At 73.8% G+C, this 16,263-nt stretch carries 17 protein-coding genes and 1 pseudogene; 11 read left to right on the forward strand and 7 right to left on the reverse strand.

The window, feature by feature from the left end:
* Window positions 1-88 precede the first annotated feature (88 nt).
* Both ACZ52J_RS08320 and ACZ52J_RS08325 read left to right on the forward strand, forming a co-directional pair.
* On the forward strand, window positions 89-700 hold the full coding sequence (locus tag ACZ52J_RS08320) for a DUF1707 SHOCT-like domain-containing protein (protein WP_465616804.1): 612 nt from the start codon (window positions 89-91) through the stop codon (window positions 698-700).
* A 320-nt stretch (window positions 701-1,020) separates the two neighbouring features.
* Window positions 1,021-1,404 (forward strand): WhiB family transcriptional regulator, encoded by a 384-nt coding sequence (locus tag ACZ52J_RS08325; RefSeq protein ID WP_465616901.1) that lies wholly within the window; start codon window positions 1,021-1,023, stop codon window positions 1,402-1,404.
* Window positions 1,405-1,552: 148 nt separating this feature from the next.
* On the opposite strand, the gene glpX is transcribed toward ACZ52J_RS08325, so the two are convergent.
* The gene (glpX, locus tag ACZ52J_RS08330) at window positions 1,553-2,593 is read right to left on the reverse strand and encodes a class II fructose-bisphosphatase (RefSeq protein ID WP_360506553.1); all 1,041 of its coding nucleotides are present in this window, start codon (window positions 2,591-2,593) and stop codon (window positions 1,553-1,555) included.
* A gap of 214 nt (window positions 2,594-2,807) precedes the next feature.
* Between glpX and ACZ52J_RS08335 the strand changes: the two genes are divergently transcribed.
* Entirely contained in the window at window positions 2,808-3,344 is a 537-nt protein-coding gene (locus tag ACZ52J_RS08335) for a DUF4245 domain-containing protein (protein ID WP_360506556.1), read from the forward strand.
* 71 nt (window positions 3,345-3,415) lie between these two features.
* On the opposite strand, the gene ACZ52J_RS08340 is transcribed toward ACZ52J_RS08335, so the two are convergent.
* From ACZ52J_RS08340 to ACZ52J_RS08355, 4 genes are all read right to left on the reverse strand, one after another.
* Window positions 3,416-4,018 carry a malonic semialdehyde reductase gene (locus ACZ52J_RS08340; protein ID WP_360506559.1) on the reverse strand — a complete coding sequence of 201 codons (603 nt, stop codon included), beginning with the start codon at window positions 4,016-4,018 and terminating at the stop codon, window positions 3,416-3,418.
* A gap of 129 nt (window positions 4,019-4,147) precedes the next feature.
* Entirely contained in the window at window positions 4,148-4,414 is a 267-nt protein-coding gene (locus ACZ52J_RS08345; RefSeq protein ID WP_360506561.1) for an exodeoxyribonuclease VII small subunit, read from the reverse strand.
* 32 nt (window positions 4,415-4,446) lie between these two features.
* Window positions 4,447-5,676: an exodeoxyribonuclease VII large subunit gene (gene xseA / locus ACZ52J_RS08350; protein ID WP_465616807.1), complete on the reverse strand. Its 1,230-nt coding sequence runs from the start codon at window positions 5,674-5,676 to the stop codon at window positions 4,447-4,449.
* Between the two features lie 10 nt (window positions 5,677-5,686).
* Window positions 5,687-7,042, reverse strand: a complete 1,356-nt coding sequence (locus ACZ52J_RS08355) for an APC family permease (protein ID WP_465616809.1) — start codon at window positions 7,040-7,042, stop codon at window positions 5,687-5,689.
* 109 nt (window positions 7,043-7,151) lie between these two features.
* Between ACZ52J_RS08355 and ACZ52J_RS08360 the strand changes: the two genes are divergently transcribed.
* A complete protein-coding gene (locus ACZ52J_RS08360) occupies window positions 7,152-8,126 on the forward strand; it encodes a 4-hydroxy-3-methylbut-2-enyl diphosphate reductase (RefSeq protein WP_360506570.1) in 975 nt (324 codons plus the stop codon).
* Between the two features lie 175 nt (window positions 8,127-8,301).
* Complete coding sequence (gene ppgK, locus ACZ52J_RS08365) at window positions 8,302-9,048, forward strand: polyphosphate--glucose phosphotransferase (RefSeq protein WP_465616811.1); 747 nt, start codon at window positions 8,302-8,304, stop codon at window positions 9,046-9,048.
* A gap of 29 nt (window positions 9,049-9,077) precedes the next feature.
* Here ppgK and ACZ52J_RS08370 read toward each other — a convergent pair whose 3' ends face one another.
* On the reverse strand, window positions 9,078-9,692 hold the full coding sequence (locus ACZ52J_RS08370; protein ID WP_360499747.1) for a DUF6542 domain-containing protein: 615 nt from the start codon (window positions 9,690-9,692) through the stop codon (window positions 9,078-9,080).
* Window positions 9,693-9,856: 164 nt separating this feature from the next.
* Between ACZ52J_RS08370 and ACZ52J_RS08375 the strand changes: the two genes are divergently transcribed.
* Complete coding sequence (locus ACZ52J_RS08375) at window positions 9,857-10,246, forward strand: VOC family protein (RefSeq protein WP_465616813.1); 390 nt, start codon at window positions 9,857-9,859, stop codon at window positions 10,244-10,246.
* 84 nt (window positions 10,247-10,330) lie between these two features.
* Complete coding sequence (ychF, locus tag ACZ52J_RS08380; RefSeq protein ID WP_465616815.1) at window positions 10,331-11,404, forward strand: redox-regulated ATPase YchF; 1,074 nt, start codon at window positions 10,331-10,333, stop codon at window positions 11,402-11,404.
* A gap of 86 nt (window positions 11,405-11,490) precedes the next feature.
* Here the strand turns inward: ychF and ACZ52J_RS08385 are convergent.
* A pseudogene (locus ACZ52J_RS08385) lies at window positions 11,491-12,632 on the reverse strand (dihydrofolate reductase family protein).
* Window positions 12,633-12,799: 167 nt separating this feature from the next.
* On the opposite strand from ACZ52J_RS08385, the gene ACZ52J_RS08390 reads away from it, so the two are divergent.
* The 4 genes from ACZ52J_RS08390 (at window position 12,800) to ACZ52J_RS08405 (ending at window position 16,188) form a co-directional block, all read left to right on the forward strand.
* Window positions 12,800-13,618 (forward strand): methyltransferase domain-containing protein, encoded by an 819-nt coding sequence (locus ACZ52J_RS08390; protein WP_465616817.1) that lies wholly within the window; start codon window positions 12,800-12,802, stop codon window positions 13,616-13,618.
* A 148-nt stretch (window positions 13,619-13,766) separates the two neighbouring features.
* Complete coding sequence (locus ACZ52J_RS08395; RefSeq protein ID WP_465616819.1) at window positions 13,767-15,293, forward strand: DUF4190 domain-containing protein; 1,527 nt, start codon at window positions 13,767-13,769, stop codon at window positions 15,291-15,293.
* A gap of 190 nt (window positions 15,294-15,483) precedes the next feature.
* Window positions 15,484-15,696, forward strand: coding sequence for an SPOR domain-containing protein (locus ACZ52J_RS08400; protein WP_465616821.1), 213 nt, complete (start codon window positions 15,484-15,486; stop codon window positions 15,694-15,696).
* Window positions 15,697-15,714: 18 nt separating this feature from the next.
* Entirely contained in the window at window positions 15,715-16,188 is a 474-nt protein-coding gene (locus ACZ52J_RS08405) for an NUDIX domain-containing protein (RefSeq protein ID WP_465616823.1), read from the forward strand.
* The last annotated feature ends 75 nt before the right edge of the window (window positions 16,189-16,263 follow it).

The raw sequence follows: 16,263 nt of genomic DNA on the forward strand, positions 1-16,263 counted from the left end.
CGCGCCTGAAAGCAAGCCTGAACTCAAGCCTGACGCAAGGCCCGAGGCCACGCCGCAGCCGTCGCACGCGCCGGTGGCGGAGGCGGAGATGCGTGTCTCGGACGCCGACCGCGAGCGGATCGCGGAAGTGCTGCGGGACGCCTACGCCGAGGGCCGCCTGGACGCGGACGAGCACGCGGAGCGCATCGAGGCCGCGTACGGTGCCAAGACCTTCGGCGACCTGATGCCGCTGACCCGGGACCTGTCGCCCCGCCCGCTGTCCTTCGAGAAGCAGCCGCTGGGTGCGCCGGCCGCGACGCCCCAGCCGCCCGCGCGGCAGGAGTCGCCGGCGGTGGTGGCGATCTTCGGCGGTGCGTCCCGCAAGGGCCGCTGGCGGGTGGGTTCGCACCTGAAGGCCTTCGCCGCGTTCGGCGGGGTGGAGATCGACCTGAGCGACGCCGTCTTCGAGTCCCCCGAGGTGGAGATCGTGGTCATGGCGATGTTCGGCGGGGTCGACGTCCGGGTGCCGGAGAACGTCAGCCTGCAGGGTGCGGGGGTCGGTCTGTTCGGCGGTTTCGACGTCCGTGAGCAGACCGCGGCGGACCCGTACGCTCCGGTTGTCCGGGTCAAGGGCCTTGCGCTGTTCGGTGGTTGCACCGCCAAGCCGCGCCGGGGCAAGAAGCTCAAAGAGTGGGCGCGCCGCCAACTCGGCACCGACTAGCCCCTGTTGCCCAGCACCGCGCCCGGCCGTGGATCAACTCGCGGTCGGGCGCTCGACGTTGCGGCCAGTGCACTCCGTAGTCGATTGCGTGCAGTGTGCATGAATCGCGGCCGGGCGGGGTAGTTCCTTCCGCACATCGCTTCTTGCACGGCTGCGCACCGGAGGCGGCCGAGCGGCCGTTCCGGGGGGTTGGACAGCGGGGGCTCGCAGCCGGGCAGGGGAGCGAGGGTTCCCCCGTGTCCGAGAGCCTCGTCAGGAGTACGGCCGTGCTGCATCCGATCGAGTCCCGCACCACCTCGCCAGTCGCCGCCGCGCAGCTGCTGGAGCGCCGCCCCGACGTCCGCCCGCAGCCGCAGCCGCAGCCCCCGGGCGGCCCGGCGGGTGCCCCCGCGGGTGAGGACAATCCCTGGCACACCGGTGCGGCGTGCCGACGGGACGAGGCGGGGCTGTTCTTCGCGCCGTCCAAGGAGCCGACGGCGGCCCGGTTGTCCCGCGAGGAGCAGGCCAAGCAGGTCTGTGCCCGCTGCCCGGTGCTGCTGGAGTGCCGCGAGCACGCGCTGGCCCAGCCGGAGCCGTACGGCGTCTGGGGCGGGCTGACGGCCGCCGAGCGGCGGGTGGTGCTGGCCCGGCGCCGCCGCCGGGACGCGGAGCTGATCGAGACGGGCCGGGTGACGGCGTCCGCGGGGCGCCGGATAGCCGGGTGACGGATGGCGGGGTGACGGCGGGTCGAAGACCCCGGGACCGGGCACCGGGGGCCCGGCGGCCCGGGGCCGGACGTGCCGCGGCCCCGGCGGAAGGGGATTCCGCCGGGGCCGCTGCCTGCTGTCCGCAGGATGCGCCGTTCGCCGGGCGTCAGTTGGCGCGGTCGAAGTCGATCGCGCTGTAGGCCCGCAGCTTCGAGAGCTTGTGGGTGGAGTGGATCTCGCGGATCGTGCCGCTCTTGGAGCGCATCACCAGCGAGCTGGTGGTGGCGGTCTCCGAGCGGTAGTGCACACCGCGCAGCAGCTCGCCGTCGGTGATGCCGGTGGCGACGAAGAACACGTTCTCGCCGCTGACCAGGTCGTCGGTGGTGAGCACGCGGTCCAGGTCGTGGCCGGCGTCCAGGGCCTTCTGCCGCTCGGCGTCGTCCTTGGGCCACAGCCGGCCCTGGATCACGCCGCCCATGCACTTCATCGCGCAGGCCGCGATGATGCCCTCCGGGGTGCCGCCGATGCCCATCAGCAGGTCGACGCCGGTGCCCTCGCGGGCGGCCATGATGGCCCCGGCCACGTCGCCGTCGGAGATGAACTTGATCCGGGCGCCCGCCTCGCGGATCTCCCGGACCAGGCCGTCGTGGCGCGGGCGGTCGAGTACGACGACGGTGACGTCCTCGACGGCGCTGCCCTTGGCCTTGGCGACCCGGCGGATGTTCACCGCCGCCGGGGCGGTGATGTCGACGAACTCGGCGGCCTCCGGGCCGGCCACCAGCTTGTCCATGTAGAACACGGCGCTGGGGTCGAACATGGTGCCGCGGTCGGCCACCGCCAGCACGGCCACGGCGTTGTTCATGCCCTTGGCGGTGAGGGTGGTGCCGTCCACCGGGTCCACGGCGACGTCGCACTCGGCGCCGGTGCCGTCGCCGACCCGCTCGCCGTTGTAGAGCATCGGGGCTTCGTCCTTCTCGCCCTCGCCGATGACGACGACGCCGTTCATCGAGACGGTCGAGACGAGGGTGCGCATGGCCTTGACGGCCGCGCCGTCCGCGCCGTTCTTGTCGCCACGGCCGACCCACCGGCCGGCGGCCATGGCGGCCGCCTCGGTGACCCGGACGAGCTCGAGCGCGAGGTTCCGGTCCGGAGCCTCGGGCGCGACCTCCAGGGCGCTGGGAAGGTGGTGCGGGTACTGCGCGGTCATCGTCGTTACCTCTCTGTACGCGACGGCCAGTAAGCGCCCGACTACTGCCTGGTCGAACGCCGTGGTGAGGGTCCTGCGATCGTATCTGCCCACGAGATGACTGTCTGTGGCGCGGGTCGCGCTGCCGGGGCGAAAGCTCCGGTTCGTCCTGGTTCACCCGTACGTGGGCACCCCGGGTGGCCGCACCGGAATGTGGATGAGTCACCATGTGGGGGTGGCTGCAGACAGCAAGGGCATGAGGGGCCGCCAGACCGTACGGGACATGGTCCTGTCGATGCTGGCGGTCGGTTTCGTCGTCTGGATCGGGTACCTGTTCCTCCCGCACGACGCCAACGGCGACGGGGTGCACGTGGTCGAGTACAAGGTGGCCGCGGCCACCGCCAAGCGCGCCGCTCCCTACCCGCTGCTCTCCCCGGACGGGCTGTCCGACAAGTGGCGGGCCACCTCGGTCAGCTACCGGCCGGCGGACCAGAACAACGGCAAGGGCAACGCCTGGCACCTGGGCTTCGTGACGCCCTCCGGCCAGTACGCGGCGGTCGAGCAGAGCGACGCGCCGCGCGACTCGCTGGTCGCCGACAAGGTCGCCGGCGGCAAGGCGGACGGCACCTCCGACGTGGCCGGCCGCACCTGGGACCGGGTCCAGGGCGAGAAGGCCCGCGCGCTGACCGCGCAGACCGGCTCCGGGACCACCCTGCTCACCGGCACCGCCTCCTACGAGGAACTGGCCGAGCTGGCGCAGGCGCTCAAGTAGCGCCGGCCCGCAGGAACGCCGAAGGGCCCCGCACCGGACGAACCGGTGCGGGGCCCTCGCGCATCGGCGCGTCAGACCGTGGTGACGACCTGGTCGTACTCCAGGCGCGGCGCACGCGGGAACCAGGCCTCGTCGCCCGGCTTGCCGATGTTGACCACGGCCAGCACCGAGTGCTCGCCGTCGGTGAAGAACTCCTTGTTGATGCCCTCGGCGTCGAAGCCGGTCATCGGGCCGGCGGCCAGGCCGGCGGCGCGCACGCCGATGATGAAGTAGGCGGCCTGCAGGGCGCCGTTCAGGCGGGCGGACTGCTCGCGGACCGGGCGCTCGGCGAAGAACACGTCCTTGGCCTGCGGGAAGTGCGGGAGCTGGGTCGGCAGCTCCTCGTGGAACTCGTTGTCCGCGGCCAGGATGGCGACCAGCGGGGCGGTCGAGGTCTTGGCCTTGTTGCCGTCGGCCATGTGCCGGACGAGGCGCTCGCGGCCCTCGGCCGAGCGGACCAGGACGACGCGCAGCGGCTGCCCGTTGAAGGCGGTCGGACCGTACTTGACCAGGTCGTGGATGGCCTGGACCTGCTCCTCGGAGACCGGCTCGTCGGTGAAGGTGTTCGCGGTGCGGGCGTCGCGGAACAGCAGGTCCTGAGCGGCGGCGTCGAGTACCAGGGCGTCGGTGGTCATGCTTCTGCACCTCATGCGGGAGGGGGTTCGTCGGGGTGACCGGCCGCGGCCGATCACTCCATCCAACATAGGTGAATATTCAACGATTCCCCAAGTGGATGTGACCCGCGTCACTCCCGGAGGTCCTCCTCACCGGTCGCCCGGGGCCCCGTCCTCCTCGGCGGCCAGCGCGGCGTCCAGCCGGGCGCGGGCGCCGTCCAGCCACCGCTGGCACACCTTGGCCAGCTGCTCGCCGCGCTCCCACAGGGCCAGCGACTCCTCCAGCGACGTCCCGCCGTTCTCCAGCTGCCGGACGACCTCCAGCAGCGCGTCCCGGGCGTGCTCGTAGCCCAGCGCGTCGTCCGGGTTCGGCGCCGCCGCGTCCTGCTGCTCCTGCTGTCCCTGCTGCTCTGCCATGCGTGCCAGCGTAGGCGGTGGGACGGACAGCGCTACCCTTCCTCGGCCCCGGCGGCCTCGGCCGCAACGACGTTCAAACCGCCGCCCGCCACCCGGGCGTGCAGCCCCTCACCGGGCGCGACCTGCGCCGGGTCGGTCACCACCGCGCCGTCCGCCCGCTGGAGCACCGCGTAGCCGCGCTCCAGGGTGGCCGCCGGGGAGAGCGCGACCACCCGGGCGAGGGTGTGCCCGAGGTCGCTCTGGGCGTGGTCCAGCCGGTGCCGCAGGGTGCGTCGGGCCCGCTCCAGCAGGCCCTCCACCTCCTGGCCGCGCCCGTCCAGCATCCGGTGCGGGGCGGCCAGCGACGGGCGGCTGCGCAGCCCGTCCAGCCCGTGCTGCTCGCGTTCGACCCGGGCCAGCACGTGCCGCCGGGCGCGGTCGCGCAGCTGGCGGACCTTGGCCAGCTCCTCGCCGACGTCCGGAACCACCCGTTTGGCGGCATCGGTCGGGGTGGAGGCGCGCAGGTCGGCGACGAAGTCCAGCAGCGGCTGGTCCGGCTCGTGCCCGATCGCGCTGACCACCGGTGTCCGGGCGGCCGCGACCAGCCGCACCAGCCCCTCGTCCGAGAACGGCAGCAGGTCCTCCACGCTGCCGCCGCCGCGGGCCACGATGATCACGTCGACCTCGGGGTGCTCGTCCAGCTCCCGCACCGCCGCGCTCACCCGCTCCACCGCGCTGACCCCCTGCACCGGGACGTTGCGGACCTCGAAGCGGACGGCCGGCCAGCGCCGCCGGGCGTTCTCCAGCACGTCCCGCTCGGCCGCCGAGCCGCGCCCGGTGACCAGCCCGACGCACTGCGGCAGGAACGGCAGCGGCTTCTTGCGCTCGGCCGCGAACAGCCCCTCCCCGGCGAGCCGCCGCTTCAGCTGCTCCAGCCGGGCCAGCAGCTCGCCCAGCCCGACCGGCCGGATCTCCGAGGCGCGCAGCGACAGCTGCCCGCGCGCCGCGTACCACTCCGGCTTGGCGTGCACGACGACCCGGGCGCCCTCCTGCACGACGTCCGCGACCTGGTCGAACACCGAGCGGAAGCAGGTCACGGTGAGTGACACGTCCGCCTGCGGGTCGCGCAGGGTGAGGAACACCACGCCCGCCCCGGGCCGGCGGCTGAGCTGGGTGATCTGCCCCTCCACCCACACCGCGCCGAGCCGGTCGATCCAGCCGCCGATCAGCGCGGAGACCTTGCCGACCGGGAGCGGGGTTTCGGGGGAGCTGGTGTTGGCCATGCGTACGAGGCTAGCGGCGTCCGCCGACAGGTCCCGGGGAACCCTGGACGCCCAGCACCACCAGGCCGGCCGCCAGCCAGATCAGTCCGACGAGCTGCGCGGTGGTCGAGGCTTCGTAGACCACCGCGCCGATCACCGCGATCCCGAGCAGCGGGACGACCAGGTGGCGCAGCCGGTCCCGCGAGCCGTGCCGCACCGTGTACCAGCCGATCACCGAGGCGTGCAGCAGCGCGAAGGCGGTCAGCGCGCCCATGTTCACCACGGAGGTCAGCTGGTCCAGCCCGTCGTCCCGGTTCGCCGCCCAGACCGCCGCCGCCATGGTGATCACGGCGGCCGCCAGCAGTGCCCGGCGCGGCACCGCGCTGGTCGGGTCGACCGAGCCGAGGACGCGCGGCAGCCGTCCCTCCCGGGCCATCGCGAAGACCAGCCGCCCGGCCGCGGCCTGCCCGGCCAGGGCCGCGAAGGCCGCGCCGATCGCCTTGCTGCTCGCCACCAGCACGTGCAGCCAGTGCCCGATGCCGCTCTCCACGGTGTCGTAGAAGGCCGAGCCCTGCGCCGCCGGGTCGGCGGCCAGCTGCTGGGGGCCCATCGGCTCCAGCACCGCCGCCAGGTAGGTCTGCGCGACGAACAGCACCCCGGCCAGTGCCAGGCACCAGAGCACCGCGCGGGCCACTGCCGCCGAGGCGCCGACCGCCTCCTCGACGAAGGTCGCGATCGCGTCGAAGCCCAGGTAGGAGAGCACCGCGACGGACACCGCCGAGATCACGGCCGTCAGCGAGAAGCCGCCGACGGCTGTGAACGGGGTGTCCCAGCCGCGCCGGGCGCCGTCCTGGACCAGTGCCACCACGGCCGCCGCCATGAACACCAGCAGCACCACGATCTCCATCGCGAGCACCGCGAAGCCGACCACCGCCGCCGTCCGCACCCCGACCAGGTTGAGCGCGGTGGTCACCACGACCGCGATCGCCGTCCACAGCCAGCGCGAGACGCCCGGCACCAGCGAGTGCAGCGCGATCCCGGAGAACAGGTAGGCCACCGCCGGGATCAGCAGGTAGTCGAGCATCGCCATCCACCCGGCGATGAACCCCGGCCCCTCGCCCAGCCCGGCCCGCGCGTAGGCGAACACCGAGCCGGTCTGCGGCACCGCGCGCACCATCTGGGCGTACGAGAAGGCGGTGAAGCCCATCGCCACCGTCGCGGCCAGGTAGACCGTGGCGACGGCCCCGTGGCTCTTGGCGTCCAGCACGCCGAACACGCCGACCGGGGCCATCGGGGCGATGAACAGCAGTCCGTAGACCATCAGATCGCGGACGCCCAGGCTGCGGCGCAGACCGCTTGGCGTCGCCTGATCGCTCACAGAGCTCATAAACACCACATTTGATCACTTATGAGCGGGTCGGTATGGAAAATGCCCGCCGTCGGCGCGGCTCGCGGCCGCGGCAGGCGCCGCCCGCGGCCGCCCGTACGATGGAGCCATGTCCAACACCGCGCAGCGCCGTGTCCTGCTCGCCGCCCCCCGGGGCTACTGCGCGGGTGTCGACCGCGCCGTGATCGCCGTGGAGAAGGCCCTGGAGCAGTACGGGGCGCCCATCTACGTCCGCAAGCAGATCGTCCACAACAAGTACGTGGTGCAGACCCTGGAGAAGAAGGGCGCGATCTTCGTCGACGAGACGGAGGAGGTGCCCGAGGGCTCGATCGTGGTCTTCTCGGCGCACGGCGTCGCCCCGTCCGTCCACGACGAGGCGCGGGCCGGCAAGCTCGCCACCGTCGACGCCACCTGCCCGCTGGTCACCAAGGTGCACAAGGAGGCCGTGCGCTTCGCCGACGAGGGCTTCGACATCCTGCTGGTGGGCCACGAGGGCCACGAGGAGGTCATCGGCACCATGGGCGAGGCCCCGGACCGGATCCACCTGGTGGACGGCGCCGAGGACGTCGCCAACGTGCAGGTCCGGGACGAGTCCCGGGTCGTCTGGCTGTCCCAGACCACCCTGTCGGTGGACGAGACCATGGCCACCGTCGGCGAGCTGAAGAAGCGCTTCCCGGCACTGGTCAGCCCGCCCAGCGACGACATCTGCTACGCGACCCAGAACCGCCAGGTCGCGGTCAAGCAGATGGCCCCCGAGACCGACCTGCTGATCGTGGTCGGCTCCAAGAACTCCTCCAACTCGGTCCGCCTGGTCGAGGTCGGCCTGGAGTACGGCGCCAAGGCCGCCCACCTGGTGGACTTCGCCGAGGAGATCCGGGAGGAGTGGCTGGAGGGCGTCGGCACCGTCGGCCTGACCAGCGGCGCCTCGGTCCCGGAGATCCTGGTCGAGGGCGTGCTCGAGTACCTGGCCGCGCGCGGTTACGACACGGTGGAGACGGTCAAGACCGCCGAGGAGCACCTGATCTTCTCGCTGCCCAAGGAACTGCGCCGTGACCTGCGCGCCGAGGCGGCCGGCAAGCTCTGACCACTCCGGAAGGGCCGGTACCCCCGCGCGGGGGTACCGGCCCTTCCGTCGTGTGGCCTTGCGTCGTGTGGCTTCCTGTCGTGTGGTTCTGCTGTGCGGGCGCGGGTGCCCTCTCGTAGTTTTGTTCACAGGCTGTGGACAAGCGGGTCCGCGGCCACGGCGGAGGGCGGACGTGATGACGGCGGTATTCGGCGTGGACATCGGCGGCTCGGGCATCAAGGGCGCACCGGTCGACCTCGCCCGGGGTGTGCTCGCCGCGGAGCGGCACAAGGTGCTCACCCCGCAGCCGTCCGCCCCCGAGGCCGTGGTCGCCGCCGTGTGCGAGGTGGTCCGCGCCTTCGACCACCGGGGCCCGGTCGGGCTGACCTTCCCCGGCGTGGTGGTCGGCGGCCGGACCAGGACCGCGGCCAATGTGGACAAGGGCTGGATCGGCGTGGACGCCGAGGGCCTGTTCCGCGAGGCGCTGGACCTGCCGACCACCGTCCTCAACGACGCGGACGCGGCCGGGCTCGCCGAGCTGACGCACGGCGCGGGCCGGGAGCAGCCGGGGGTCGTCCTGGTCCTCACCTTCGGCACCGGCATCGGCAGCGCGCTCTTCGTGGACGGCGCGCTGGTGCCCAACACCGAGCTGGGCCACCTGGAACTGCGCGGCAAGGACGCCGAGCGCCGAGCCTCCTCGGCCGCCAAGGAGCGGCACGGGCTGGACTGGGAGCAGTGGGCCGGGCGGGTCGACGAGTACCTGGACCTGGTGGAGATGCTGTTCTCGCCGCAGCTGATCGTGATCGGCGGCGGGGTGAGCCGCAAGCACGAGAAGTTCCTGCCGCTACTGAGGGACCGCGAGGCGCGGGTGGTGCCGGCCGAGCTGCGCAACGACGCGGGCATCGTCGGCGCCGCCATGGCGGCCGCCCGGGCGGCGGGCTGAGGCCCGCTCCCGGTGCTCCCCGCCGTGACTCAGCGGGAGCGGTGGATCCGGCGCTGGGCGACGAAGCGGGCGAGCACGATCAGCGCGGCGAGCCCGGTGCCGGAGAAGAGCCAGCCGGCCCGCAGGGCGAGCCCGGTCGCCAGCGAGACCACCTGGGCGGTGACGCCCGAGGAGCCGACCGGCGCGAGCAGCAGCAGCGCCAGGGCGAAGGCGATCGGCCCGCTGATCGGCGCGGCCAGCAGGTCGACGTAGCGGACCCGGACGGCCAGCTGGAAGCAGACCACCAGGTAGCCGAGGCCGAACAGCCAGTTCAGGTCGTCGAAGAGCAGCCGGTCCAGGCCCGCCACCGCGAGCGTGGCCAGGACGGCGACCACGCCGGCGCCGATGGCCGTCAGTCGGGTCGGCCGACCGGTCCGGCGCCGCCCGTACAGCTGCTCGTCGCCGCGCCCGCGCAGCGGCAGGCGCAGCCGCGGGGCGGCCGGGCGGGCGGGTCCGGCCGAGCCGGCCACCGGGCGCAGGCGGGAGGCGGGGGCGGACCCGGCGGTCTCGGGAGCCCGGCCTGGACCGGGGACGGCGGCTGCGGCCGCGCCGTTCGGCGGACGGCGTCTGGGCCCTGGCGGCTGGGTTCGAATGCTCTGCTCCACCTGCCCAACGTACGGTCCGATCATCGCCACACTGTGTAATGGACCGTTCAGGGCTTGTCCCGTGTCTCCGGGTGGCGTAGTCATGTGATCGTCGCTCAAGTGGGCTGATCTGCCCGGCCGAGTCGACACGGCATGTTCGTCAGGTGATGACACGGGGGCTCCGCATGACCGATTTCACGTTCGAACGACTCGACCACGTCCAGCTCGACATCCCGGCCGGAGCCGAGGACGAGTGCCGCGCGTTCTGGTCCGGCGTGCTCGGCATGGCCGAGCTGGAGAAGCCCCCGGTGCTGGCCGCCCGCGGCGGCTGCTGGTTCCGCGGCGGCGGGGTCGAGGTGCACCTGGGTGTGACCCCGGACTTCCGTCCGTCCCGCAAGGGGCACCCCGGCATCCTGGTGGGTTCGCTGGACGCGCTGGCCGAGCGCCTCACCGCGCACGGCCACGAGGTGCTCTGGGACGACAACCTGCCCGGCCACCGGCGCTTCCACGCCGCCGACAACCTGGGCAACCGGCTGGAGTTCCTGGAGCCCCGGGCGGCGGCGACCGAGGCGTGAGGCAGCGCGGGCGCTGCCCGTAGACTTGGGGGTCGGCCCGTACGGTGCCGACCCAACTCCTCCAAGCCCCCGGGACTGCGCTTCATGTCGCTCACGATCGGAATCGTCGGTCTGCCGAACGTCGGCAAGTCGACCCTGTTCAACGCCCTGACCAAGAACGACGTGCTGGCGGCCAACTACCCGTTCGCCACCATCGAGCCGAACGTCGGCGTGGTCGGCGTCCCGGACGCGCGGCTGGCCAAGCTCGCCGAGATCTTCGGCTCGCAGCGCATCCTTCCGGCCACCGTCGACTTCGTCGACATCGCCGGCATCGTGCGTGGTGCCAGCGAGGGCGAGGGCCTGGGCAACAAGTTCCTCGCCAACATCCGTGAGTCGGACGCGATCTGCCAGGTCGTGCGCGCCTTCACCGACCCGGACGTGGTGCACGTGGACGGCAAGGTGTCGCCCAAGGACGACATCGAGACCATCCACACCGAGCTGATCCTGGCCGACCTCCAGACCGTCGAGAAGGTCCTGCCGCGGCTGCAGAAGGAGGCGCGCCTCAAGAAGGACACCGCCCCGGTGCTGGCCGCCGCCGAGGCCGCGCAGGCGGTCCTGGAGACCGGCAAGACGCTCTTCGAGGCCGGCTTCGACACCACCCCGATCCGCGAGCTGCACCTGCTGACCGCCAAGCCCTTCCTCTACGTCTTCAACGTGGACGAGGACGAGCTGGCCGACGAGGACTTCAAGAACGCCCAGCGCGAGCTGGTCGCCCCGGCCGAGGCGATCTTCCTGAGCGCCAAGATCGAGTCCGAGCTGATCGAGCTCGACGACGCCGAGGCCCTGGAGCTCCTCCAGTCGATGGGCCAGGAGGAGCCCGGTCTGGCCACCCTCGCCCGGGTCGGCTTCGACACCCTCGGCCTGCAGACCTACCTGACGGCCGGCCCCAAGGAGACTCGGGCCTGGACCATCAAGAAGGGCGCCACCGCCCCCGAGGCCGCCGGTGTCATCCACACCGACTTCCAGAAGGGCTTCATCAAGGCCGAGGTGATCTCCTTCGCCGACCTGGTCGAGACCGGCTCCATCGCCGAGGCCCGCTCCAAGGGCAAGGCCCGCATCGAGGGCAAGGACTACGTCATGCAGGACGGCGACGTGGTGGAGTTCCGCTTCAACGTGTGATCATGCCGCTACTGCATGTCACCTGACTTGGCGGGTGGGCAGGCCGGAGAGGGTCGGACTCCGTGGAGTCCGACCCTCTCCTCATTTCAGCCGAGCAGGTGGGCGTTGACCGCGCGGGCGTCCTCGGCCAGCTCCGGCAGCTCGACCACCTCGACCCCGGCCGCCTCCAGCAGGGCGGTGCCCTGGCAGTCGGTGACGAACAGGTCCGGCTCGCGCCAGGCGACCACGACCCGGGGCACGCCCGCCGCGATGAGCAGCCGGGCGCACGGTACCGGCCGCGAGGCGCGCTGCCCGCAGGGCTCCAGCGAGCTGTAGACGGTCGCCCCGCGCAGCCGGGGGTCGCCGGCCGGGAGTTTGGCCAGGGCGGCCTCCTCGGCGTGGTCGTGGGCGTCCGCCTCCCGGCTGTAGCCCTCCGCCAGCACCCGGCCGTCGGCGCCGACGATCACCGCGCCGACCGAGAAGGCCGTCTCGGACGGCGGGCACTGGCGGGAGAGTTCGACGGCCCGGCGCAGGTGGTCGAGGTCGGTGGTCGCGGGGCGGTTCACGGCGCGGGCTCCTTCGGGGCGTACCTGAGCAGGACGACGTCGCCCACGGTACGTGCCTCCAGCAGGCGCATCCGCCGGGCCGGGCCGCCCGGGAAGGCGGCCGGGCGGACGAACCTGGGCGCCTCGGCCTGGCCGACCAGCAGCGGGGCGACGGCCAGTTGCAGCTCGTCCGCGAGGCCCCCGGCCAGGAACTGGGTGTGCACGCCCCCACCGCCCTCGACCATCAGCCGGCGCACTCCGCGCGCGCCCAGGTCGTCCAGCACCGCGCCGAGGTCCACCGCGCCGCCGAGCGCGACCACCTCGGCCAGCCCGTCCAGCCGGGGGCGCAGCGCCGCCGCCCCGGCGTCCGTGGTGTAGGCGAGCTTGGTGCCGCCGGTGTGCCAGAACCGCAGACCGGCGTCGAGGTCGCCGCTCGCGCTGAGGGTCACCTTCAGCGGGTACTCGGGCCGGCCCGCGGCCAGTCGGGCGGCCCGGCGGCCGGGGTCGTTGACCAGCAGGCGCGGGTTGTCGGCGCGCAGGGTGTTGCCGCCGACCAGGATCGCGTCGGCGGCGGCGCGCTCCTCGTCCACCCGGTCGAAGTCCGCGGCGTTGGAGAGCAGCAGCCGGTCGGGGGAGGCGTCGTCGAGGTGGCCGTCGAGCGAGACGGCGGCGCTCAGCAGGACGAAGGGGCGCTGGCCGGGCATGGGCGGGAACCGTTCTGTCGGGGGCGCCTCCACGGTACGGCGGGCGGGTGCGGGCCGGGATGCCGCATGGTCGACATGTGAGACGGATCTTCTCGACATGCGGGACGCGGAGTAGCGTCGAGGACGTCGAGGAGAACGGAAAGCCGACCACACCCCAGGGGGATCCCATGTCCGGACCGCAGCCCTCCGCCGTCTACACCCACGGCCACCAGGAGGCGGTGCTGCGCTCGCACCGCTCCCGTACCGCCGCCGACTCGGCCGCCTACCTGCTGCCCGAACTGCGCCCCGGGCAGGCCCTGTTGGACATCGGCTGCGGGCCCGGCACGATCACCGCCGACCTGGCCGAGCTGGTCGGCCCGGACGGCCGGGTGGTGGCCGTGGACACCTCCGCCGAGGTGCTGGAGCAGGCCGCCGCGTACGTGGCCGGGCGCGGGCTGTCCAATGTCGTCTTCGAACGCGCCGACGTGCACCGACTGCCCTACCGGGACGGCGAGTTCGACGTGGTGCACGCCCACCAGGTGCTGCAGCACGTGGCCGACCCGGTGGCCGCGCTGCGCGAGATGCGGCGGGTGGCGGCCCCCGGCGGCGTGGTCGCGGCCCGGGACGTCGACTACGCCTCGATGACCTGGTTCCCCGAGGTGCCGGCGCTGGACCGGTGGCTGGAGCTGTACCGGCGGACCGCCCGTGCCAACGGCGGCGAGCCGGACGCCGGCCGGCGGCTGCTGTCCTGGGCCCGCGCGGCCGGCTTCGCGGAGGTCACCGCGAGCGCCACCACCTGGACGTACGCGACGCCCGAGCAGCGCGCCTGGTGGGGCGGGATGTGGGCGGACCGGGTGACCGGCACCGCGCTGGGCCGGACGGTGGTCGAGCGGGGCTACGCGGAGCAGGGCGAACCGGAGCGGATCGCGGCCGGCTGGCGGGAGTGGAGCGCCGCCGGGGACGGCTGGTTCTCGATGCTGCACGGCGAGGTCCTGGCCCGCGGCTGAGAGGCCGGACGGGGCCCCGGCCGGGGCGGGCGGGCGTTCGAAAAGATCGGGTAAAGTCGCGCGACCGTTCACATCCGGCCCGTTCGGGTCCGAGCCATGGTGCCGAACGCCGAGCCGATGCCCGCCCCGGCGGGTTGGGGGAGTCCACGTGTCCAAGCCTCAGTCCGAGCTGCCCGCCCCGGAGACGGAGCCGCCCGCGCGGACCGGGGCGGACGCGGGGGCGGACACCGGCGAGGCCGGGGCGGCGCCGGCGACGGGCCAGGATCCCCGGGTGGACTTCCGCAAGGAGGCCGACGAGCCCGCGGCCACCACTCCGGCCGACGCCGAGCCCGAGCCGGTGGCGGCACCCGAGCCGGTCCCGGCCGCACCCGCCGCACCCGCCCCCGTGTCCTCCGCCGACCCCTGGGCCGCGCCCGACTTCTCCGCCGCGCCCGCCGCGCCCGCCGCGCCCGCCGTCACGCCCCCGCAGGCCGGGCCCCTGCCGTCGGCCGCCCCGCCCCAGCCGCCGCACCCGCTGCCCGCCGGAGGCTGGGCCTCCGTCACGCCCTCCGCCCAGTCCGGCTTCCGGCCCGGCCTGCAGCCCGGCCACCCGTCCCCGCAGCTCCCCGGCCCCGGGCACCCGTACCCGCAGTTTCCCGGCCCCGCCGCCACCAACGGCTTCGCGGTCGGCTCCCTGGTGACCGGCCTGGTCCTGGTGGCGCCGCTGGCCCTGGTGTTCGGCATCGTGGCGCTGGTCCAGATCAACCGCCGCAAGGAGCGCGGCTTCGGCATGGCGGTGACCGGGGTGGTGCTCGGCGCGATCGGCACGGTGCTGCTCTCGCTGCTGCTGGGCGCGGGGGACTTCAGCGGGGCGAACGGCGGCCGGTTCGCCCAGGCCCCGAAGGCCCCGGCCGGCTCCGTCCACTGGTCCGCCCTCAAGGCCGGCGACTGCTACAGCTCCCCCGACGGGGGATCGGTGGCCGAGGGCGACGGCGACGAGACGGTGTACTGGGTGCGCCGGGTGGCCTGCTCCGACCCGCACCACGGCGAGGTGGCCGGCACCGCCAAGTTCCCCGCGAGCAACGGCCCCTACCCGGGCGAGAGCGAGGTCCGGGAGTCGGCCGCCACGCTGTGCCGCAAGGTGCTGGACGACTACGCGCTCGACCAGTGGGCCGTCCCGGCCGGCATGGACGACGTCTACCTCTACCCGACCGCGAGCAACTGGGCGTCCGGCGAGCGGTACGCGACCTGCGCGTTCGAGGACCGCCACGACCAGCACCGGGGCACCGTCCGCACCGACCGGCGCAGCCTGACCGCGCCTCAGCTGGCCTATCTGGAGGCGCTCCGGGGCTTCAACGACGCCTACCTGGACCAGCCGAAGAAGGACGTCTCCGACGCCGAGGCCGACTACCGGAGCTGGGCCCGCACGATGGCCGCCGCCTCCCGCGCCGAGGCCGCCGCGCTCGGCGCGCCGACGACGGACTGGCCGGCCGACGTCCGGCCGAAGATCGCCAAGCTGGTCGAGGCCCAGTCGCAGGCGGCCGCGGCCTGGGACACCGCGGCCTCCGGCAACGACCCGGAGGGTGACATCCGCCGGGCCAGGGCGCTGGTGGCCAAGACGGTGCCGGTGTCCGTGGACATCCGCCGCACGCTGGGCCTGTCCACCGGCGAGCAGGTGCCCGACCTGCGGGTCTGAGCCGCTGGGGTGCGGTTACCGGCCGTTAACAACGCCCGTACCTGCCGGTAGCGAACCGCGCGTAGCGTCGCGGGTGTGCCCCCGGCCCGACCCCCACGCGAGCCGGGGGCACGACGGCGTCCGCCGTGACCGCCTCCGGGGTCGGACCCGGGGGCCTGACGCCCGGCGAAGCGCCGGATACCCTCCCGCCATGGGCACCTATCGGGTGATGCGGCAGGACGACAACGGCAACCGCTTCGTGGTCGCCGGGGACCTGGACCGCGCCGAGGCGCAGCGGCTGGCCGCCGAGTTCGAGGCCCGCGGCCACAAGCAGCTGTACTGGGTCGAGGCGCTTGGAGCGACGGAAGCGGCCGAGGCGGCGGAGTCGGCCGAGAGCGGGAACGGCGGACCCCGGAACGCCTGAGGCCGTAGGGTCGGGGCCATGGACGCCACGCACGCCACCCACCCCGCGGGCCCGGCCGACCTCCCTGCCGCGCCCCGGATCGTGGTCGGCGGCGCGCTGGTCCACGACGGCCGGGTGCTCGCGGCCCGGCGCAGCGCGCCCGAGGCGGTGGCCGGGCGGTGGGAGTTCCCCGGCGGGAAGGCCGAGCCCGGCGAGACGGAGGCGCAGGCGCTGGAGCGCGAGCTGCTGGAGGAGCTCGGGGTCCGGGCGCGCGCGCTGTCCCGGCTGCCCGGCGCGTGGGCCGTGCGCCCCGGCCTGGAGTTGCGCTTCTGGGCCGCCGAGCTGCTGGCCGGTGAGCCGCGCGCGCTGCAGGACCACGACGCGCTGCGCTGGTTGGGCCCGGACGAGTTGGACGCGGTCGACTGGATCGACCACGACCGGGACGTGCTGCCGTACGTCGCCCGGCTGCTCACCGGCCCGGGAGTGGCGGGCGACGCGCAGTCCGCCGGGTAGGTCAATCGGACAAGACGACCCAGCGACCGGGATAGCCTGGGTTGTGCTGGGTATGTCACTTTTCGGCACCATTCG

It is taken from the genome of Kitasatospora sp. NPDC034035 (assembly GCF_055575755.1).